This window comes from Pseudonocardia sp. ICBG162, assembly GCF_020496225.1.
GTDB lineage: Bacteria > Actinomycetota > Actinomycetes > Mycobacteriales > Pseudonocardiaceae > Pseudonocardia > Pseudonocardia alni.
This window is the reverse complement of record NZ_JAHLJD010000005.1, coordinates 152,030-172,174: the sequence shown is the minus strand read 5'-3', so window position 1 is coordinate 172,174 and position 20,145 is coordinate 152,030. Positions and strand designations below refer to the sequence as shown.

Genomic DNA, 20,145 nt, shown 5'->3' with positions numbered 1-20,145 from the left:
TCCGCAGCGGGCCCGTCCCCGTCGGGGGCGGGCCCGGTCGGCGTCTCAGGGGACCGGCCACCCGTCCGGCAGCGGCACGTGCCCGTCCCGCGCGGCCGTCCACACCCAGGCCCAGCACACGGTGCCGTCGTCGAGGACCACCCGGGACCGCGTGTACTCCGGGCCCTCGTAGGCGTCGAGCGCGGCCAGCGCGGTCACCGGATCGGCCAGCTCGACGACCCAGCCGGGCACCCCGTCGCCGGTGTCGAGGGTCAGCGCGGGGTATCCGAGGCCGGTGTCGGCGACCCCGCCGGTCGGCAGCACCACCGGCTGGGGCAGCACGTCGGCGGCGTGCCCGCGCAGCATCCCGAAGGCCCGCCGGCCGGGCATGAGGGTGCCGTAGACGAACACCCGCGACGGCCACTGCTCCGGCACCGGCACCCCGTCGACGGTCGACGCGTCCAGACCGTCCGGGCCGGGGGCACCGGTGAGCGCGACGGCCCCGGCCTGGTCGAGGTCGGCGCAGCGGACGGGTGCCCCGTCGACGTGCAGCGGGCGCCGGTCGGTGCGCGCGTCGCCGGTGGGGACCTCCGGGGCGAGATAGGCCCACGGCCGGTCGAGCTCCCCGACGGCGTCGACGAGCGTGACCCGTCCGGTCGCGACCCGGGCCAGGCGGTAGCGCGGCGGGTCGGCGTCGCGGCCCTCGACGGTGTCGAGCGCGGCGAACTGCTCCGGGGCCGCCAGCCAGACCGCGTGCTCCTCGGCCACGCCGGGCACGGCCGCGAGCGTCGCGGGGCGCTGGTCGTCGACCACCCGGCGCCCGGCCGACCACACCGCGGCCAGGCTCTCGGTCCGGACCCGCAGCACGACGACCGGACCGGTCAGCCCGCGCTCCCCGCGCATCCAGGAGATCTTCGACGGGCAGGCGTTCGAGCCGTAGGCCAGCAGCGGGACGCGCGCGGCCGACGGCGGGGCCCCGTGCCGGGCCAGCGCCGTGTCCAGGCACTCCCCGCCGACCCGCCACCCGGAGGGCGTCGCGGGGTCGGCGGTCAGCGGGTGCGACCGGCCGTCGACGTGCAGGAACGACCCGTCGGGCCGGGCCCCGGGGTAGGGGTCCGCCGGGAACGCCGAGTCCGGCCACGCATCCATGCGCACGCACCGTAGATCAACACTCGGGGCGCGGCGAGGCCCGGTCAGGGGGCGCGCCGCTGCCTGCCCCGCGCCACGGCCCGGCGCAGCAGCGCCGCGGTCAGCACGATCAGCGCGAACACGACCAGGGCGGACAGCGCCGCGCGCACCCACAGCGGCGTCGGCTCCGGCAGCAGGAGGGGCACGAAGAACACCCCGACCAGCGAGCTGCTGATGCCGATCAGCCCGAGCAGGGGCGCCGGGGTGCCGTCGGGGAAGCTCAGGGCCCGGACGAGCCGGCGGCGGGCGGTCACCCGCCCGACGCTACCGGGCCGCCCCCGCCCCCTCGGGTGTCGCGATGCCGTAGCCGCGGATCTTGCGGTAGATCGTCGCCCGGCTCATCCCGAGCCGGCGCGCGGCCTCGGCCTTGTTGCCGTCGGCGTCGAGCAGGGCGTCGACGATGGCGTCGCACTCGATCGACTCCAGCGGGGTCAGCACCCGCCGGGCCAGTACCCGCGTCTCCGGCGGCAGGTCCTCCAGCCGGATCACCCCGGTCCGGCGACGGCTCACGACCTTGCGCAGCACCTGGTAGAGCTGTTCGACGTTGCCCGGCCACCGGTGCCGCATGAGCACCCGCAGGGCCTCCGGCGCACAGGTCAGGTCGGCGCCGCGGGTCAGCCGGGCGAGCAGGTACGGCACCAGCTCGGCGACGTCCTCCACGTGGTGGCGCAGCGGCGGGACCTCGATGGTGCGCGGGAAGCAGTCCAGCAGCGACGCCAGCTCGGGCGAGTCGGTCGTCCGGGAGCTGCCGCGGGTCGCGATGACCCAGGCCCGCTCGGGGTCGGTCGACTCGCGGTGCGGCTCGAGCACGTCGGCGAGCGCCGCCGCGGCGGCCGGGGGGAGCCGGTCGACCTCGCGCAGCACCAGCGTCCCGCCGCCGCCGCCGAGCTCGTCGGACACCTCGGAGAGCCAGCGCGGGCCCACGTCGCCCGCGTCGAGCACACGCACGTGCCCGGCGGGGGAGTGGAGGTGATGGGTGGCGCGGGCCAGCGTGGTCCGGCCGGAGCCGTGCTCGCCTTGCAGCACCAGCCACTCGTTGGTGCGGAAGTGCCGGTCCACCGCCTGGGCGCACTTGGTCCACAGCGCCCCCGAGCCGACGGCGGTCGGCAGCGCGGTCGTGATCGTCGGGGTCGCGGAGCCGCGGCCGACGGTCTCGCGGTGGGTCAGGCTCACCTGCAGGATGCCGCCCGCCGAGCCCGCCTCGTTCCAGCTCGGCCGGCACTGCACGCGCGCGGTCGCCCCGCTCGGCAGGTCGACGACGAGCTGGCGGTTGCGTCCGGCCCGCAGCGCGTCGGTCGCCCCGGCGAGCAGCGGGACCTGGTCACCGGGGGCGATGAGCTCGCGGGCGCGGTCGTTCATCATCACGAGGTCGTCGCCGACGGCGAGCACCGCGGAGTCGCCCCCGCGCTGGACCGCGGTCAGGTAGTCGTGCAGCAGCGTCAGCTCGTGCCGCCCGGACGCGGCGAGCAGCGCCTCCTCGATGCGGCGGGCCGTCGTCGCCGCGGTGGCGACCATCAGCGCGTTGGCCTCGCTCCGCCAGCAGGTCAGGTCGACGACGCCGAGGATCTTGCCGGTCACCGGGTGCCGGATCGGGGCGCCGGCGCAGGCCAGGTCCTCCAGGTGCTCGACGAAGTGCTCGTGCCCGAACACCTCGGTCGGGCGCCTGCCCTCCAGCGCGGTGCCGATGCCGTTGGTGCCGACGTGCTGCTCGGCGTAGGAGAAACCGGGGACGAGCCACACCCGGTCCAGGTGCTGACGCAGCGCGGAGTCACCGGTCCGGCGGTCGAGGACGACACCGTCGCCGTCGCAGAGGATGAGGCTGACCGGCTCGGTGGCGAACTGGTCGCACAGCTCGGAGACGATCGGCGTCGCCGCCCGTACCAGCGGGCTGTCGGTCTCGCGGCTGATCTCGGGCAGGTCGATGGAGTCGGGCGCGACGTCGCTGTCCCGCGACCGGATCCAGGACGCCAGGATCGGCGGGCGGACCGCGTCCTCACGCATCTGTTCGTGGTGCAGGAACGCGTCGCGGGCCGCCGCGATCCGTTCGGCCGCGGCGCTGGTGGTGGTCCTGGTGGCGGGTGTGGGCGCCGAGCCGGTGACGGGGGAGTCATGTCCGTCCCCGGGGTGTCGCGGGCTCGGCGTCGGCCGGCCCGCCCGGGTGGCGCCCTGCGCGCCGTCGGGCAGGGGTCTCACACACGGCCTCCTCGCCTGTGTCGAGCTCGGGACACGACCACCGAGGACCCGCGTGCGGCAGCGGTGACCTGCCCGGATCCCGTGGTCACGGCGACGGTACGCGCCGTGAGAGCAAGATCACCACAGGTGGCGGAGCGGAAGAGTCTCATATTGAGACCTCGAATGCCTGTCGGACCATGTGTGATTCGCAGCACGGAAGAAAGACGGCATCGCCAGACGCGGCAACCAGCCACGTCGCCGGGCCGCCCGCCCTCCGTGCACGACCACGACATCGGGCTACCCGCGCTCGCCCGCTGATCCGACCACAACCCACCACCGTGAGGAGACGACGTGAGTCGGCAGAGTTTGGCGAAGGCTCACCAGAAGATCCAGGAGCTTTCCTGGGAGCCGCAGTACCACGAGCCGTACATGAAGTACGGAACCGACTACACCTTCAAGAAGGCGGCGAAGAAGGACCCGCTCAAGCAGGTCCTGCGCTCGTACTTCCCGATGGAGGAGGAGAAGGACCACCGCGTCTACGGCGCCCAGGACGGTGCCATCCGCGGCAACATGTTCCGGCAGGTGCAGGAGCGCTGGCTGGAGTGGCAGAAGCTCTTCCTGTCGATCATCCCGTTGCCGGAGATCTCGGCGGCGCGCTCGATGCCGATGCTGTTCCACGTGGTTCCGAACCCGGAGCTGCACAACGGCCAGGCGATCCAGATGATCGACGAGGTTCGGCACAGCACGATCCAGCAGAACCTCAAGCGCCTGTACATGAACAACTACATCGACCCGGCGGGCTTCAACAACTCGCTGCGGAACTTCCAGTCGGACTACTGCGGCACCATCGGCCGCCAGTTCGCGGAGGGGTTCATCACCGGTGACGCCATCACCGCCGCGTCGATCTACCTGACCATCGTCGCGGAGACCGCGTTCACGAACACCCTGTTCGTGGCGATGCCGGCAGAGGCGGCCGCCAACGGCGACTACCTGCTGCCGACGGTGTTCCACTCGGTGCAGTCCGACGAGTCGCGGCACATCTCCAACGGCTACGCCACGCTCCTGATGGCGCTGTCGGACGAGGACAACCGCCAGCTGCTCGAGCGCGACCTGCGCTACGCGTGGTGGAACAACCACCGCGTCGTCGACGCCGCCATCGGTACCTTCATCGAGTACGGCACGAAGGACCGCCGCAAGGACCGCGAGTCCTACGCGGAGATGTGGCGCCGCTGGATCTACGACGACTACTACCGCAGCTACCTGCTGCCGCTCGAGAAGTACGGCCTGGTGATCCCGCACGACCTGGTCGAGGAGTCCTGGAACCAGATCTGGAACAAGGGCTACGTCCACGAGGTCGCGCAGTTCTTCGCCACCGGCTGGTGCGCCAACTACTGGCGCATCGACGGCATGACCGACACCGACTTCGAGTGGTTCGAGTACAAGTACCCGGGCTGGTACGACCGGTACGGCAAGTGGTGGGAGAACTACAACCGCCTCGCCAAGCCGAACGGTCACCACGCCATCGTGGCCGAGGACGTCGACTACGTGTACCCGCACCGCTGCTGGACCTGCATGGTCCCGTGTCTGGTGCGCGAGGACATGGTCGTCGACAAGGTGGACGGCCAGTGGCGCACGTACTGCCACGAGGTCTGCCGCTGGACCGACGCCGAGGCCTTCCGGCCCGTGTACCAGGGTCGCGAGACCCCGAACATGGGCAAGCTCGTGGGTCACCGCGAGTGGGAGACGCTCTACCACGGCTGGAACTGGGCCGACGTCATCCAGGACATGGGCTTCGTCCGTGACGACGGCAAGACGCTGACCGCTCAGCCGCACCTCGATCTCGACCCGAAGAAGATGTGGACGCTGGACCACATGCGGCGCATGCCGCACCTGGCCAGCCCCAACGTCATCCTCAACGAGATGAGCGACGCCGAGCGCGAGGCGTTCGTGGCGGACTACAACCGCCAGGGGCCGGGAGGCCGGCCCGCGCCCACCGACGCCTGAGCGCGGGTCAGGCGAGGGGAGGGGGTTCCCGTCACGCCATGACGGGTCCCTCTTCCCGCGGCCCGGCCGGGGGGTCGTCTTCCCCGGCCGGGTCACCCCGGGACTCCCGTCCGCCGGGCGGGGCCCGGGGCGACGCCTCCCCCCATCTGTCCGATTGGTCTTTTTTCTCACGCCACTAGTCACGCCAAGAGAGGTGGTCTGCGCTCGTGGGCGACAAACACGTCGTGCGGTTCGAGCCCGTCGGCATCGAGATCGAGGTCGACGAGGACCAGAACATCCTCCGCGCCGCGGCCGAGCAGGGCGTCCAGCTCATGCACGGCTGCAAGGAGGGCCAGTGCTCGGCCTGCAAGTCCTTCGTGCTCGAGGGCGAGGACATCGAGTACGACAGCTACTCGACCTTCGCGCTCCCGGACTACGAGAAGGAGGAGGGCCACACCCTCCTGTGCCGGGCGCACGCCTATGAGGACCTGGTCATCGAGCTGACCAACTACGACGAGGAGATCATCCGCTCCGGCCTGCCCCTCACCAAGGGCGTGGTCGAGGTCGTGTCGGTCGAGGCCGTCACCCACGACATGCGGCACCTGACCGTCAAGCTGGTCGAGCCGTCGGAGATCAAGTTCTTCCCCGGGCAGTACATGGACCTCGTCTGCCCCGGGACCGAGGAGAGCCGTTCGTTCTCCATGGCCAACACCCCCAACCGGGACGGCCTGTACGAGTTCGTGATCAAGGTCTACCCGGGTGGGCTGTTCGGGACCTGGCTCGACGAGAAGGCCGCTCCCGGTGACCGGCTCGACGTCGAGGCGCCCTTCGGCACCTTCACCCTCCGCCAGAACCGCAGCTCGCCGATCGTCTTCGTCGGCGGTGGCGCTGGCATGGCGCCGGTACTGGGCCTGCTGCGGGCGATGGCCGAGGGCGGCGTCGAACGACGGGCCACCTTCTACTACGGCGCGCGCACCGCGGCCGATCTCTGCTTCGAGAAGGAGATCGCCGAACTGGCGCCCCAGCTCAACGGCTTCCGGTACGTCCCCGCCCTGTCCGACGTCGACGGCGGCGACGGCGGGGACTGGGCCGGCGAGACCGGCCTGATCACGGAGGTGGTCAGGCGGAACGAATCCGATCTGAAGGGAGCGGATGCCTACGTCTGCGGTCCCCCGCCGATGGTCGACGCGGCGATCGCGACGCTGACCCAGCTGGGTGTGAGTGAGACCAACATCTTCTACGACAAGTTCACCACGACCGGTGAGCAAGAAGGCGAGGACGGACAGCAATGACTCAGTCCCCCACCACGCAGGACACGTCGTCCGGTTCGCAGCGCAGCGTTCCCAAGCCCGTCTTCACCGACGCGGAGGCCGGGGCGCGGGAGTTCCCCGACTCGAGCTCGAACGCGCGCCGCTACAACTACTACGCGCCCGCCAAGCGCAAGCAGACGCTGTACGAGGACACGACCGTCGAGGTCCAGCCGGACCCGCGGCACTACCTCTCGCAGGGCTGGATCTACGGCTTCGCGAACGGCGAGGGCGGCTACCCGCTGCACTGGACCAAGCTCAAGGCCTGGGGTGTCGACGAGCCGGAGCCGCAGCGCGGCATCGGCAGCGGCGGCATGCACGTGAAGAACTGGCCGGCCCACGGCTGGCACGAGTTCCGCGACCCGAACGAGGAGTGGGAGCAGAGCCTCTTCCGCTACAACGCGAACGTCGTACGGCAGCTCACCCAGAACATCGAGAACGCCCGCAACGCGAAGGCGTTCGAGCTCTGGAACTCGAACTGGGTGCGCTTCGTCGAGCGCAACGTCGGCGCCTGGATGCACATCGAGCACATCCTCGGCCTCTACGTCTTCGCGTCCAACGAGCGGTCCGCGCCGACCAACATGCACAACACGGCGCTCGCGGCGAACTCCACCCGCAAGATCCGCTTCGCCCAGGACCTCGCGCTCTACAACCTGACGCTCTCCGAGGAGATCGACGGGTTCGACGGCGCCGCCCACCTCGACGCGTGGGACAACGCGCCGGAGTGGCAGGGCGCCCGCAAGTTCACCGAGGCCCTCACCGCGGTCCAGGACGACTGGGGCGAGGCCATCTTCGCGGCCAACTGCGTCTTCGAGCCGCTGGTCGGTGAGCTGTTCCGCTCGAACCTGGTCATGCAGTCCGCCGCCACCAACGGCGACTACGTGACCCCGACGGTCATGGGGGCCGGCGAGTACGACTACGCCCAGCGCGACCTGCGCTGGTCGATCGCCTGCTTCGCGCCGCTCACCCAGGACCGCGAGTTCGCCGAGCACAACCGCTCGCTGATGGGCGGCTGGCTGCGGACCTACGTCCCGCAGGCACTGGAGGCCGCCCGGACCATGCAGCCGATGTGGTCCCAGTCGGACTCGAAGCCCCCCACGTTCGAGGACTCCCTCGACCGCGCCAAGAACCGGTTCGCCGGGATCTGCAGCGATCTCGGCCTCGACGTCCCCGAGGAGCTGAAGCAGTGACCAGCACCAGCCCGTTCAAGCAGGACAGCACCGCGTCGAACATGTGCGGCTTCACGCTGATGAACAACCAGATCGGCGCGGTCATCGCGACCGTCCTGGACCGTCAGGAGAACGTGACCGTGCAGCACCTGCCCTCGATGATCCGCGTCGACGGCACGGGCAAGTTCGAGCTGGACTACGTCGCGATGGACGAGGAGGCCGGCCAGGAGGAGGGCTGGTTCGACGCCGCCCAGTTCGAGGAGAACATGTCCACCCACTACGGGCGGATGGTCCACCTCGATGACAAGACCATCATGTTCGCCAATCCCGAGGACGCCGCCGAGTACATCGACTTCGACCTGAAGCCGGTGTAAGGACCCGCTCCTCACCCGGATCGCACCGCCCGGGACGACGACCCGTCCCCGGCCCACCACGCCCGGCGACGGCCCGGGCGGTGCGCTCCACCCGCGCAGCGCGCCTCCGCGGCGCCACGGCTGCGCACGTTGATCCACACCCGCGCACCTGGACCGACTCTTTCTCCGGGAGGACCCACCATGGCCAAGGAACTCCGCTTCGGCGCCGAGGGCCGTCATCTGCTGCAGGCCGGCGTCGACCAGCTGGCCGAAGCCGTCAAGAGCACGCTCGGCCCCAAGGGCCGCAACGTCATCCTGGAGAAGATCACGGGCTCGCCCGAGGTCACGAACGACGGCGTCACGATCGCCCGCGAGATCCACCTGCGCGACCCCTTCGAGAACATGGGCGCCCAGCTGGTCAAGGAAGCGGCGGTCAAGACCAACGACACGGTCGGCGACGGCACCACGACCGCGACCGTCATCGCCCAGGCCATCGTCAAGCAGGGCATGAGCGCCATCGAGCGCGGTGGCAACCCGGTGCTGGTCAAGCGGGGCATCGACATCGCGGTCAACGCGCTCGTCGACCGCCTGCAGACGGTGTCGCACCCGGTCAGCACCGAGGAGGACTACGCCCGCGTCGCCTCCATCTCGGCCAACGACGACTACACGATCGGCCGGGTCGTCGCGAAGGCGCTGCACACCGTCGGCGACGACGGCGTGGTCACCGTCGACGACACCCCGCTGCCGGGCGTCTCGGTGGACTTCGTCGAGGACTTCGAGTTCGACAACGGGTACGTCTCGCCGTACATGGTGACCAACCCCGGCACGCTCGAGGCGATCGTCGACGACCCCTACATCCTGTTCACCGCGCACAAGATCAAGGACGTCCAGCAGATCATGCCGGTGCTGGACCGGATCATGCGCAACGACCGGCGCCCGCTCGTCATCGTCGCGGAGACCGTCGAGGGCACCGCCCTGCAGATGCTGGTCCACAACCACGTCAACGGGCATTTCCAGGCCGTCGCGATCAAGGCGCCCGGCTTCGGCGAGAAGCGCATCCACCTGCTGGAGGACATGGCCGCGCTCTGCGGCGGGCAGGTGCACTCCAAGAGCTCCTCGTTCTCGCTCGAGCAGATCGACGTCGAGCACCTGGGGCGCGCGGTGCAGGTGCAGGTCACCAGCGAGGGCACCACGATCATCGGCGGCCGCGGGGACAAGCAGAAGCTGGAGTACCGGCTGTCGCAGCTGCGCGCCGAGCTGGCCCGCGCGACCATCGGCACCGACGAGGACTTCTTCTCCGACCGCATCGCCCGGCTGTCCGGGAAGGCCGCGATCATCTCGGTCGGGGCACCGACCAACGCCGAGGCCCGCGAGATCCGGCACCGCGTGGACGACTCGCTGCAGGCGACCCGGGCCGCGGTGGCCGAGGGCATCGTCGCCGGTGGCGGCGCGGCGCTGCTGCACGCCGAGCCCGCCCTCGACGAGCTGGACGTGACCGGGGACTACCGGATCGGCGTCGAGATCGTCCGGCACGCGCTCACCGAGCCCGTGCACCTCATCGCCTCCAACGCCGGCTACGACGGCGACGAGGTGGTCAAGCAGGTCACGACCATGGGCGTCGACGAGGGCTTCGACGCCCTGGAGGGCCGCTTCGGGGACATGGTCGAGATGGGCATCATCGACCCGCTGCGGGTCGTGCGCTCCGCCCTGCAGAACGGCGCCTCGGTCGCCGGGCTGATCCTCACCACCAACTCGCTGGTGGCCGAGGAGGTCACGCCCTGGAACAAGGCGCTCATGACCGAGTTCGGCCAGCTCGACGAGGGCATCCCGCAGCCCAGCCCGGACTCGAGCACGCCCCAGTCGATGGGGCTCGGCCCGTCGGTCGGGTAGGTACCGGCCCGTCCGGTCACAGGAACAGGGGGAGCGGCCCGGCACGCGCTGCGCGTGCCGGGCCGCTCCGCGACAGTGGAGAGGTGGTCGGCGTGGACCGGTGCTGCGAAGCGCCCCAGGGGCGTGGTGGTCTCCCGGCGGTCGTCGACGCCCAGGTGCACGGCTGGGACGGCCGGCCGCACAACCAGGCGGGCCCGGCTGGGGAGCAGTTCGTCGCCGACCTGCTGCACCGTCACCGGATGGTCGACCCGTCGCCGCGCCCGCTGTCCGCGGACGCGTTCGAGCTAGTCACGCCCCAGGCGCTGGCCGCGCACGTGCTCTCCGCGGTGGACCGCGCGGTGCTCGTCCCGGCCGGGTTCGAGGACCTGTTCGTGCTCGGGTTCGCCGCACCGGCCTGGCACGCCGAGCTCGCCGCCGAGCACCCCGGGCGGCTCGCGCTGGCGGGGGAGCTCGACCCCGCCGACCGGGCCCGCGCCCGCGGCATCGGGGCCCGGGTCGGGCGCGACGGTCTGCGCGCGCTGACCGTGCTGCCCGCCCGCCGACCGGAGACCGCGCTGTCGCTGCGGGCGCCGTGGCTGCGCCGCACCCTGATCCGGGCCGAGCAGGCCGGCGCCGGGGTGGTCCACATCGGGATCGCGCCGACCGCGCGACCGTCGCGCGCGGCACCGGAGTGGGCGCACGCGGGCGTCGTCGCCGAGGGCGACGCCGTACCGCGGCCCCGGTGGCCGGAGTGGGCCGAGCCGGTCCGCGCCGGGTCCGCGCTCCCGGTCCGGGTGCGCAGCGCCGGGCCGCTGCCGGCCGGTGCCGTCGACGTCACCGAGGTCGCCGCGCTGGCCACGGCCCTGCCCAAGATCCGGTTCGTGGTCGGCGCCGCCTGCGCCCCGACCGCGTCGCTGGTCCGGCTGGCCCGCCTGCCCAACGTCTACGTGCTGCTCACCGACCTGCTGATCGCCCTGCGTCGGCACCGGGTGCCCGCCGCCGAGGCGCTCGGCGAGCTGCTGGCCGCCTATGGTCCGGACCGGCTGATGTTCGGCAGCGGCTACCCGCTGGTACGCCCGGCGCGCCTGATCCGCGACCTCATGACCTTCCGCTACCCCGACGAGCTGCGCGGACGGTTCCCCGAGCTCGACGACGACGTCCGCGCCGCCCTGCTCGGCGGCACCGCGGCACGGGTCCACGGGCTCGACCTGGCCTGCGCCACCGTGCGTCCGCGCCGCCGAGGAGTGTTGAGCCCCACCTGAATGCAGGGGAGGCAACCCTCAGAAGGTGTCCTATCCTTCCGCCGGACGAGCGAAGGGAAAACGGACATGGGACTCACCCGACGGCAGATGCTCCTCACGACGCTGGCTGCGGCCGGCGGCGCCGTACTGGCCGGGTGTGGCGGGGGCGGCAGGTCGGAGACCGGCACCGGTGCCGCGACGGGGAGCGCCGGGTTCCCGGTGACGATCGACGGCAAGCTCGGTGCGGCGACGATCCCGCAGGCCCCGCAGCGGGTGGTGTCCGTGGGCTACACCGACCACGACGCGATCCTCGCGCTCGGCGTGGCGCCGGTGGCGGCCCGCTACTGGTACGGCGACGAGAAGGTCGTCGTGCAGCCGTGGGCCCAGGCGGCCGCGCAGGCGGTGGGCGCGGCACCGGCGGTGCTGAACATGTCCTCCATCGAGCCGGAGAAGATCGCAGCGCAGCGCCCCGACCTGGTGATCGGCCTCTACTCCGACCTCGACGCCCAGAACTATCCGGTGGTGAGCGCCGTCGCGCCGACCGTCGGACCGCCCCGGGGGTTCGACGACTACGGCGCACCGTGGCAGGAATCCACCCGCGAGACCGGACGGGCGCTGGGCAAGGAGGCCGAGGCCGAGAAGCTGGTCACCGACCTGGAGGCCAGGTTCGTCGCCGCCCGCGATGCCGACCCGCAGTGGAAGGGGCGCTCGGTCGTCGTCGCGAGCCGCAGCGCGGACAAGATCAGCGTGTTCTCTTCGCAGGACCCCCGCTCGCGGTTCTTCACCCAGCTGGGGTTCACGGTGCCGCCCCGGATCGACGAGCTGGCCGCGGGCAAATTCTACACCGAGTTCAGCTTCGAGCAGGCGAGCGAACTCGACCACGACCTCATCGTGTGGGATCAGCTGTCGTTCACCCCCGGCGGCAAGGCGACGGTCGTCGGGGATCCGCTGCTGTCGCGGCTGCCCGCGATGCGCGACGGGCGCACCGTGTTCCTGGAGGGGGCCACCGAGCTGGCCTTCGCCTGGCAGACCGTGCTCAGTCTTCCGTCCGTGCTCGACGCGGTCGTCCCCCAGCTGCAGCGGGCGATTCCGAAGACCTGACCCGCTGGCGCCGAGGAGGGGCGCCCCCGTACCCCCCCCCCGGGGTCCGCCCCGCCACGCGACGCTCCTGCCTGACCGCCGCTCCGGTGTTGCCGTGGCGGTGGTCAGGCACGGCGACGCCGGACGGTCGGGGTGAGCAGGAGCAGCACCGCGGCCGTCGTGCCGAAGGCGGCGGCGAACCCGAAGGGCTCGGCGATCGCGCCGAGCCCGGTCGCGCCCAGGCCCGTCCCGGCGTCGTAGGCGATGTTCCAGGCGGCGCTGGCCGCGCCGTAGTGCAGCGGCCCGGCGGCGGCGAACAGGGCGACCATCGCGTCGTTCTGCACCAGCCCGAACCCGGCGCCGACGACGGCCGCCCCCACCACCAGCAGGACCGACGCGTACGGCGCGGCGAGCACCCCGAGCAACCCGACCGTGGCGCACGCCGTCCCGACCGGCAGCAGCGCCCCGGGGCGTCCGCTGCGGTCGGTGAGGGTGCCCGCGACACCGCGGCCGAGCAGCGCGCCGAGCGCGGTGGCGAACAGCGCGGCGGGCACCGCGACCGTCGCCCCGGGTGCGACGAGCGGGGCGAAGGTGATCACGCCGCCCTGCGCGGTGGAGCAGCCCAGCATCGCCAGCACCGGCGCGGCGGGGAGCCGGCGGCGGTGCTCCCGGGGGTGCTCCCGGGTGTGCGGGACGGCGTCGTCGCGGCGGGGTGCCGGAGCGCGCCGGGGACCCCGCACGAACGCCACGACCAGCGCCCCGGCGACCGGGGTGATCCCGGCCAGCAGGAACACCCCGGTGAACCCCAGCGCGTCGACGACCGCGACTCCCGCCGGCAGGAACAGCAGCTGGGGCAGGCCGACGGCGTAGCCGTAGCGCGCCGACGCGCGACCGTGAGCGGAGGGCTCGACCAGCTCCGCGACGAGCGCGCTCCCGGCGACCGTGGCCAGCCCGAACCCGATCCCGCGGACGGTGGAGATCGCCAGCACCGGACCGAGGTCGGCGGTCAGCGCGAGCAACGGCGTCGGGAGGCCGAGCAGCAGCGACCCCACGACCAGCACCGGACGGTGCCCGACCCGGCGCAGCATCGCGGGCACCAGCAGCTGGGTGGCCACGGTGGCCGCCATCAGCACACCGGTGCTCAGCCCCGCGCCGAACTCGCCGGAGCCGCCCCGGGACACCCACAGCGGCACGACCGGCAGGAGCAGGGCGTACCCGCCGAACGCCAGCGCGGTCGCGGCGAGGAGCAGGCGGAACGGGAGCGACGACAGCGAGCGGGGCACGCCCCACCGTGTCAGACATCCCCGTCGCGCCGCGCCGCGCCCGGGCCCGCCGAGATGCGGCTCAGGGCTGCGCCGGACCGGAGGCGACGACCGTGCAGCGCATCTCGACGAGGGCCCGGTGCGCGGAGCTACCCGGCCGCTGGGGCCGGTCCGGCTCGGGAGGCCCCCTGCCCAGGGTCCGGGCCGTCGGCGCGGGCGCACGTCGCCGAGATGCAGCTGAGCGGGAGTTGTGGATCTCCCCGGCCCGCTGAGGTGCATCTCGGCGACGGAATCCGCGTCGAGATGCAGCTCAGGGCTGTCCGTGGCGCCCGGGGACGACCCTGAGGTGCTTCTCGGCGTCGGTCGGTGCGCAGGGCGGCCCGGCCGCTGGGGTGCGATCCGGTCGGGGAACGGCTGCGGCCCGGTCCCTCGGGGTGAGGGGCCGGGCCGCGTCGTGCGTCCAGGGGCGGGGTCAGGATCCGTTGCGGATCCATTCCTCCAGGTGGGGCGCCTCGTCGCCGATGCTGGTGGAGTCGCCGTGTCCGGTGCGGACGCGGGTGTCGGCGGGCAGGGGCAGCAGCGTGGTCCGGATCGACTCGATGATCGTGTCGAAGCTGGAGTAGGACCGTCCGGTGGCGCCGGGTCCGCCCTGGAACAGGGTGTCGCCGGTGAACACGATGCCGAGTTCGGGTGCGTAGAGGCAGGACGAGCCCGGTGAGTGGCCGGGGGTCTGCAGCACGGTCAGGTCGATCCCGCCGGCGGAGAGGACCTGGCCGTCGGCGAGTTCCTGGTCGGGCTTGCGGTCGGGCCAGGTCATGTCCCACAGCACCTGCTCGGCGGGGTTGAGCAGGATCGGCGCGCTGAACCGGTCGGCGAGGGCGGGGGCCTGGTTGACGTGGTCGTCGTGGGCGTGGGTGCACACGACGGCCTTGACGCGGCGGTCGCCGACGGCGGTGGCGATGGCGTCGGCGTCGTGGGCGGCGTCGATGACGAACACCTCGCGGTCGTCGCCGACGATCCAGACGTTGTTGTCGACGTCGAAGGATCCGCCGTCGAGGTTGAAGGTGCCGGAGGTGACGACGTGGTCGACCGGGGCCATCAGAGGATCACCACCGAGCGGAGGACCTCACCGGCGTGCATCTTCTCGAAGGCCTGCTCGACGCCGTCGATCCCGATCTCCTCGGTGACGAACTTGTCGAGCGGGAAGCGTCCCTGCAGGAACAGGTCGACGTACATCGGGAAGTCGCGGCTGGGCAGGCAGTCGCCGTACCAGGAGGACTTGAGGGCGCCGCCGCGGCCGAAGTAGTCGATGAGCGGGATCTCGGGTGCCTGCAGGTCCGGGGTCGGGACCCCGACGAGGACGACGGTGCCGGCGAGGTCGCGGGCGTAGAAGGCCTGCTTGTAGGTCTCGGGGCGTCCGACGGCTTCGATGACGACGTCGGCGCCGTTGCCGTCGGTCACGCTCTGGATGTACTCGACGGGGTCGGTGTCCTTGGCGTTGACGGTGTGGGTCGCGCCGAACTCGCGGGCCCAGTCGAGTTTCCGGGGGTCGGTGTCGACGGCGATGATGGTGGTGGCGCCGGCGAGCTTGGCGCCGGCGATGGCGGCGTCGCCGACGCCGCCGCAGCCGATGACGGCGATGGAGTCGCCGCGTCCGACGCCGCCGGTGTTGACCGCAGCGCCGAGTCCGGCCATGACGCCGCAGCCGAGCAGGCCGGCGACCTTGGCGGGGGCGTCGGGGTTGACCTTCGTGCACTGTCCGGAGTGGACGAGGGTCTTCTCGATGAACGCGCCGATGCCGAGTGCGGGGGACAGTTCGGTGCCGTCGTCGAGGGTCATCTTCTGGGCGGCGTTGTGGGTGTCGAAGCAGTACTGGGGTTTGCCTTTCTTGCAGGCCCGGCAGTTGCCGCAGACGGCGCGCCAGTTCAGGACGACGTAGTCGCCGGGTTCGACGTCGGTGACGCCCTCGCCGACGGATTCGACGATGCCGGCGGCTTCGTGGCCGAGCAGGAAGGGGAACTCGTCGTTGATGCCGCCGAGTTTGTAGTGCAGGTCGGTGTGGCAGACCCCGCAGGCCTGGATCTTGACCACGGCCTCACCGGGACCGGGATCGGGCACGTTGATCGTCTCGACGGTGACCGGCTCACCCTTGGCGCGGGCCACGACCCCGCGTACCTGCTGTGCCATAACTCGTACTCCACTCGTCCTCGATGCCGTCCGCGCGGGACGGATGCTCGGATGGCGACTCTGGCATGGGTGACCGGACGGTGCCAGGTCGGCTCCGGCCCTGCAACAGATGTTTCGGCATGTGGGGGAACCGGTGGCTGCGATCGCCGGTCGCAGCCACCGGTCGGCGCTCCGGTCCGGCTGGATGCACGTGGACGGTCACGCCGCTGCCCGGCCGGCGGCGCCCCGCGACCGGAAGCGGAGGACCGTGAGCGCGACGGCCACGAGGACCCCGGTCGCGACGACCACCGCCGTGGCGGTCGGGCTCAGGTACGTGGTCAGGCTGGGCGCCTCGCTCGAGGAGAACCGCCACGATGCCAGCGGGATGAGGTAGGCCAGTGCCATGACGGCGGTCAGGACACGCTGCGCACGTGCGCAGCGACCGCGGACCGCGGAGATCACGGCCGCGATCACGGGCAGGCCCGAGATCAGTGCGAAACCGCCGACGACGAAGACCGGGAACGCCCACGCCGAGATCAGGGCGACGCGGGACGGGCCGACCGGCGGGGCGTCGGGTGGCGTACTCATGGTGCACATCCTGTGTGAGTCGGGTGGTGATCCGACGTCTGCGCCGTGCGTACGTGCACGTCGCGCCAGCCGTGCCACGCGCGGCACAGCACGTAGGCGACGGCCGTCGTGACCACGACGATCCCCCCTGCGAACGCGACGAGGGTGGCGAGCGCGTCGAGAACCATGAGGCCCCGGCCGATGCGGTCCGCCCAGGGAGCCGGGGCGGCCCGTGTGGACGTGGTGGAGGTGCGGATGGTCGACATGAACGGTCTCGCTCTCGTGGTGTCGGCACGTACTCGCGCTGTCGATGGTCGGGCGTTCACCGGGGAGCGGGACCCTCGGCGGCTGTCGTCAGCTCGTCCAGCCACGTCTCGAGTCCCGCGCCGAGCGCCGAGGTGGCCAGGGGGACGTCGGCCTCGACCTGTGCGCCGGTCCAGGTCTCCTCGGTGCGCACGAGGACGCCCCCGTCCGCCGGGGTGAAGGTCCAGACGTGGGTGCCCTCGTCGATGTTCAGGCCGGTGCCGACGGCGGGCCCCGTCCACCGCAGGCAGCTCTCCTTCTCGACCTGCTGCAGGCTGGAGGTGACGGTCAGCGTCGTGGCCGGTGTGGCGGGGGTGGCGGGGATCGGCGTCGTCCACCGGAACTGCGAGCCGGGCTGCAGCGGGCGGTCCCCGTCGAGCCGTTCGATGGTCGACACGGCCGTCTGCCACGTCGGGTAGCGCTCGACGTCGGTCTGCAGGTCCCAGACCCTGTCGAGCGGCGCCTTGACCAGTCGCTCGGAGCCGTAGCGGATGGTCGCCGTCGGGTCGACACCCGCGCCGTCGCAGGTCAGCCCGCTGGTCTGCCCCGGGGCTGCGGCGGCCGTGGTCGTGGGGGGAGCTGCCGGCGCCGGCGGTGCCGCCGGTGCGCAGGCGGCCACGCCGATCACGGCCGTGACGACGAGCGGGACCGCCCACCGGGTCGCTGCGCGTGGGCTGCTGGACGTGGTCATCAGATCCTCCGTGGGGGCCGTGGAGCCGGTACGGACAGACCGTCTCCCACGCAGCACGGGCATCGCGTCGGCAAGAGTTACCTACGCGCTCCGCGGAGGGTTCCTCCGGACCGGCCGCCCGGTCCCCGATCAGCTGAGGATGTCCGGCCGGTCCCGGAGCTGACGGCGGGAGGTGATGTCCAGCTTGCGGAAAATGTTGCGCAGGTGCGCATCGATGGTGCGCCGGCTCAGGAACAGCCGGCCCGCGACCTCGTTGGACGTCGCTCCGGTGGCGACCAGCCGGGCGATGGACATCTCCTGCATGGTGAGCTGGTCGAAGCCGTGCCCGGACCGCTTGCGGGCCCGTTCACCGGTGGCCCGCAGCTCGTCGGCGGACCGTCGGGCGAACGCCTCGATCCCGGCGCCGGAGAACAGGTCGTGGGCGGTGCGCAGCTGCTCGCGGGAGTCCCGGCGGCGGCCCTCGCGCCGCAGCCATTCGCCGTAGAGGAGGTGGGCCCGTCCGCGGTAGGGCAGGAGCGGGCTGTCCGCCAGGAGCTCGATCGCCTCCCGGTGGTGACCCTCGACGCCGGTCACCAGGCCACGCGCGTACGCCGCGATGCCCAGCCCGGTCCCGGTGGACGCGGCCTCGGTGCGCTCGGTCAACGCCTCCAGCGCGGCGGCGGCGGTGTCGTCCTCGCCGCAGCGCACGGCCGCCTCCACCAGCTCGGGCAGGCTGAAGGCGGCGGGTCCGAGATCGTCGTGTGCGACGGCCCGCCGGGCCGCGGCGAGTGCGGCCGGGTAGTCGGCCGAGCCGTTGTTCAGGACCGCTGCGGCCCAGTCCGCCGTCACGACGAGCTGCTCACCGCCGTCCGCTTCGGCCTCCGCGGCGGCGGACCGGAACACCTCGTCGGCCTCCCCGCGGCGGCCCCGCATCGCCGCCAGGTACAGCCGCGGGTAGAGCACCGGCGGCAGCCCGACCGCGTCGGCGATCGCCGCCTCCTCCGCGATCGCGGCCATCGCCTGCCCGATGTCACCGGTCAACGCGGAGTGGGAGGTGGTCAGCGCGAGCCCGAGGCGCAGCACGAGCGGCGACCCGGACTGGCGACCGGACTTGACCAGCCACTCGACGATCTCCCCGTGCAGGTCGGGGTCCCACAGCTCCACCGCCAGTACCGAGGCGAGCGCGGGGCGGTGGGTCCAGAGCGGGCCGTCGTCGCCGTCGAGGACGGTCCGCAGCAGCGGGACCGCGGCGCGGTGTCCGTCGGTGGTCAGCAGCGTCAGCGCGTCCAGGACGTCCGGGGGGCGTGTGGGACGCGCCGGCCCGGCCGCGTCGAGGACCCGGTCCAGCACGCCACCGGCCCGGCCGACGACGAGCGCCATCTCGAGGGCGTCCACCAGGCAGTCCCGGGCCCGGGCCGGATCGAGGTCCGCGAGCCGTCGCGCGGCGCGCAGGACGAACGACGGGCCGTCCCCGTCGTGGCGGCGGACGAAGGCGACCTGCCCGCGCAGCAGGTCGGCGGTGGCGTGCCGGGTCTCGTCCAGCACCGCGTCGTCGACGGTGGTGAGCAGCTCCGCGGCCGTGTCCGTGGCACCCGCCTCGAGCGTGGCCCGGGCGGCCTCGAGCGTGCGCTCGACCCGCTCGGCCGGGTCCAGCGACAGGGCCGCGGCACGCTCGAGGAATGCCGCAGCGGCTGCGACGCCCCCACGGGAGCGCGCGCGGGACGCCGAGCGCTCCAGCTCGGCGGCGACCTCGTCGTCGGGACCGGCGCAGGCCTGGGCCCGGTGCCACGCCCTCCGGTCCGGGTCCATGGCCGGTTCGACCACCTCGGCCAGCGCCCGGTGGGCCGCCCGGCGCTGCTCGGCGCCCGCGGCCCGGTACACGGCGGACCGGGCCAGCGGATGGCAGAAGCGGATGCGGGTGCCGAACTCGACGAGACCGGAGGCGGCCGCGGCCGTGCCGGCCGGCGGCACGTCGATGGCCAACCGCTGCGCGGCGGCCCACAGCAGAGCCGCATCGCCGGTCGGGTCGGCACTGGCGACGGTCAGCAACAGCTGTGCGTCGGCCGGCAGCCCGGCCGACCTGGCCCGGAAGCTGCGCTCGATCCGGCTCGGCACCGACGAGGCGTCCGGTGGAGCGAAGCCGCCGGCCCTGGGGAGCTCGCGCAGGGCCAGCGGATTGCCGCGTGCCTCGGCCAGCAGGCGGTCGCGCACCTGGTCGTCGAGCATCACGTAGCTCCCGGCGGCCAACAGGGAACGCGCGTCCGCGTCGCTCAACCCGTCGACGACGAACCCCGGCAGCTCGTCGAGCTCGCCTCCCGCCACGGGCAGGCGGACGGCGAACAGCAGGGCGACCGGTTCGGCGGCGACGCGTCGGGCGAGGAACGCCAACGCCCGCGACGACGCCACATCGAGCCACTGCGCGTCGTCGACCGCACACAGCAACGGGCGGTCCCGCGCCGCGGACGCCAGCAGCTCCAGGGCCGCCAGCCCGACGCGGAACGGGTCGGGCTCACCCTGGGCCAGGCCGAACGCGATCCGGAGGGCCTCACGGTGCCGGGCAGGCAGGTCGTCGAGATGCGCCATCACCGGTGCGCACAGCTGGTGCAGGGCGGCGAAGGGCAGTTCCGACTCGAACTCCGCACCCTCGGCGTCGATCACCCGCAGTCCGGTGGCGGCCCGGCGGGCGTGGTCGAGCAGCGCCGTCTTGCCGATGCCCGCCTCACCACGCAGGACCAGCGCGCCGCCCGTCCTCGCCCGCGTGGCGCCGATCAGCTCCTCGAGGCGCCGGGCCTCGCTCCGCCTGCCCGTGAGCGCGGGAGGGGTGCCGACGTCCACA

The 20,145-nt window shown here is 72.6% G+C and carries 16 protein-coding genes; 7 read left to right on the top strand and 9 right to left on the bottom strand.

Features of this window, described 5'->3' with window-relative positions; all coding sequences use genetic code 11:
* Positions 1 to 45: 45 nt before the first annotated feature.
* From KPL60_RS01220 to KPL60_RS01210, 3 genes are read right to left on the bottom strand one after another with little or no spacing between them, the layout of a single operon-like run.
* Positions 46 to 1,128, bottom strand: coding sequence for a gamma-glutamylcyclotransferase family protein (locus KPL60_RS01220; RefSeq protein ID WP_226354963.1), 1,083 nt, complete (start codon positions 1,126 to 1,128; stop codon positions 46 to 48).
* Positions 1,129 to 1,172: 44 nt separating this feature from the next.
* Positions 1,173 to 1,421 (bottom strand): hypothetical protein, encoded by a 249-nt coding sequence (locus KPL60_RS01215; RefSeq protein ID WP_226354964.1) that lies wholly within the window; start codon positions 1,419 to 1,421, stop codon positions 1,173 to 1,175.
* Positions 1,422 to 1,431: 10 nt separating this feature from the next.
* Positions 1,432 to 3,360, bottom strand: a complete 1,929-nt coding sequence (locus KPL60_RS01210; RefSeq protein WP_226364613.1) for a helix-turn-helix domain-containing protein — start codon at positions 3,358 to 3,360, stop codon at positions 1,432 to 1,434.
* A gap of 345 nt (positions 3,361 to 3,705) precedes the next feature.
* Between KPL60_RS01210 and KPL60_RS01205 the strand changes: the two genes are divergently transcribed.
* The 7 genes from KPL60_RS01205 to KPL60_RS01175 all read left to right on the top strand — a co-directional run bounded on the left by KPL60_RS01205 (position 3,706) and on the right by KPL60_RS01175 (position 12,362).
* Entirely contained in the window at positions 3,706 to 5,343 is a 1,638-nt protein-coding gene (locus KPL60_RS01205) for a methane monooxygenase (protein ID WP_043276429.1), read from the top strand.
* 206 nt (positions 5,344 to 5,549) lie between these two features.
* Positions 5,550 to 6,614 carry a 2Fe-2S iron-sulfur cluster binding domain-containing protein gene (locus KPL60_RS01200; protein ID WP_208824608.1) on the top strand — a complete coding sequence of 355 codons (1,065 nt, stop codon included), beginning with the start codon at positions 5,550 to 5,552 and terminating at the stop codon, positions 6,612 to 6,614.
* Entirely contained in the window at positions 6,611 to 7,819 is a 1,209-nt protein-coding gene (locus tag KPL60_RS01195; RefSeq protein WP_226364612.1) for a toluene hydroxylase, read from the top strand. Before KPL60_RS01200 ends, KPL60_RS01195 begins: the two co-directional genes overlap by 4 nt.
* On the top strand, positions 7,816 to 8,172 hold the full coding sequence (gene mimD, locus KPL60_RS01190; RefSeq protein WP_374228581.1) for a propane 2-monooxygenase effector subunit MimD: 357 nt from the start codon (positions 7,816 to 7,818) through the stop codon (positions 8,170 to 8,172). Before KPL60_RS01195 ends, mimD begins: the two co-directional genes overlap by 4 nt.
* 180 nt (positions 8,173 to 8,352) lie before the next feature.
* Positions 8,353 to 10,041 carry a chaperonin GroEL gene (gene groL, locus KPL60_RS01185; RefSeq protein WP_226354967.1) on the top strand — a complete coding sequence of 563 codons (1,689 nt, stop codon included), beginning with the start codon at positions 8,353 to 8,355 and terminating at the stop codon, positions 10,039 to 10,041.
* 92 nt (positions 10,042 to 10,133) lie between these two features.
* Entirely contained in the window at positions 10,134 to 11,282 is a 1,149-nt protein-coding gene (locus tag KPL60_RS01180; RefSeq protein WP_226354968.1) for an amidohydrolase family protein, read from the top strand.
* A gap of 66 nt (positions 11,283 to 11,348) precedes the next feature.
* Entirely contained in the window at positions 11,349 to 12,362 is a 1,014-nt protein-coding gene (locus KPL60_RS01175) for an ABC transporter substrate-binding protein (RefSeq protein WP_226364611.1), read from the top strand.
* A 104-nt stretch (positions 12,363 to 12,466) separates the two neighbouring features.
* On the opposite strand, the gene KPL60_RS01170 is transcribed toward KPL60_RS01175, so the two are convergent.
* The 6 genes from KPL60_RS01170 to KPL60_RS01145 form a co-directional block, all read right to left on the bottom strand.
* The gene (locus tag KPL60_RS01170) at positions 12,467 to 13,624 is read right to left on the bottom strand and encodes an MFS transporter (RefSeq protein WP_226364610.1); all 1,158 of its coding nucleotides are present in this window, start codon (positions 13,622 to 13,624) and stop codon (positions 12,467 to 12,469) included.
* 451 nt (positions 13,625 to 14,075) lie between these two features.
* Complete coding sequence (locus KPL60_RS01165; protein ID WP_226364609.1) at positions 14,076 to 14,702, bottom strand: MBL fold metallo-hydrolase; 627 nt, start codon at positions 14,700 to 14,702, stop codon at positions 14,076 to 14,078.
* Entirely contained in the window at positions 14,702 to 15,790 is a 1,089-nt protein-coding gene (locus KPL60_RS01160) for an S-(hydroxymethyl)mycothiol dehydrogenase (protein ID WP_226364608.1), read from the bottom strand. Before KPL60_RS01160 ends, KPL60_RS01165 begins: the two co-directional genes overlap by 1 nt.
* A gap of 198 nt (positions 15,791 to 15,988) precedes the next feature.
* Complete coding sequence (locus KPL60_RS01155) at positions 15,989 to 16,357, bottom strand: hypothetical protein (protein ID WP_226354973.1); 369 nt, start codon at positions 16,355 to 16,357, stop codon at positions 15,989 to 15,991.
* A gap of 301 nt (positions 16,358 to 16,658) precedes the next feature.
* Positions 16,659 to 17,330: an SRPBCC family protein gene (locus KPL60_RS01150; RefSeq protein WP_226364607.1), complete on the bottom strand. Its 672-nt coding sequence runs from the start codon at positions 17,328 to 17,330 to the stop codon at positions 16,659 to 16,661.
* A gap of 129 nt (positions 17,331 to 17,459) precedes the next feature.
* Positions 17,460 to 20,144, bottom strand: coding sequence for an AAA family ATPase (locus KPL60_RS01145; protein WP_226364606.1), 2,685 nt, complete (start codon positions 20,142 to 20,144; stop codon positions 17,460 to 17,462).
* Position 20,145: the final 1 nt, after the last annotated feature.

Bases quoted from the DNA above. Each gene is read 5' to 3' on its own strand.
- KPL60_RS01165 (WP_226364609.1), bottom strand. From the start codon at position 14,702: ATGGCCCCGGTCGACCACGTCGTCACCTCCGGCACCTTCAACCTCGAC.
- KPL60_RS01220 (WP_226354963.1), bottom strand. From the start codon at position 1,128: ATGGATGCGTGGCCGGACTCGGCGTTCCCGGCGGACCCCTACCCCGGG.
- KPL60_RS01195 (WP_226364612.1), top strand. From the start codon at position 6,611: ATGACTCAGTCCCCCACCACGCAGGACACGTCGTCCGGTTCGCAGCGC.
- KPL60_RS01155 (WP_226354973.1), bottom strand. From the start codon at position 16,357: ATGAGTACGCCACCCGACGCCCCGCCGGTCGGCCCGTCCCGCGTCGCC.
- KPL60_RS01150 (WP_226364607.1), bottom strand. From the start codon at position 17,330: ATGACCACGTCCAGCAGCCCACGCGCAGCGACCCGGTGGGCGGTCCCG.
- KPL60_RS01160 (WP_226364608.1), bottom strand. From the start codon at position 15,790: ATGGCACAGCAGGTACGCGGGGTCGTGGCCCGCGCCAAGGGTGAGCCG.
- groL (WP_226354967.1), top strand. From the start codon at position 8,353: ATGGCCAAGGAACTCCGCTTCGGCGCCGAGGGCCGTCATCTGCTGCAG.
- KPL60_RS01175 (WP_226364611.1), top strand. From the start codon at position 11,349: ATGGGACTCACCCGACGGCAGATGCTCCTCACGACGCTGGCTGCGGCC.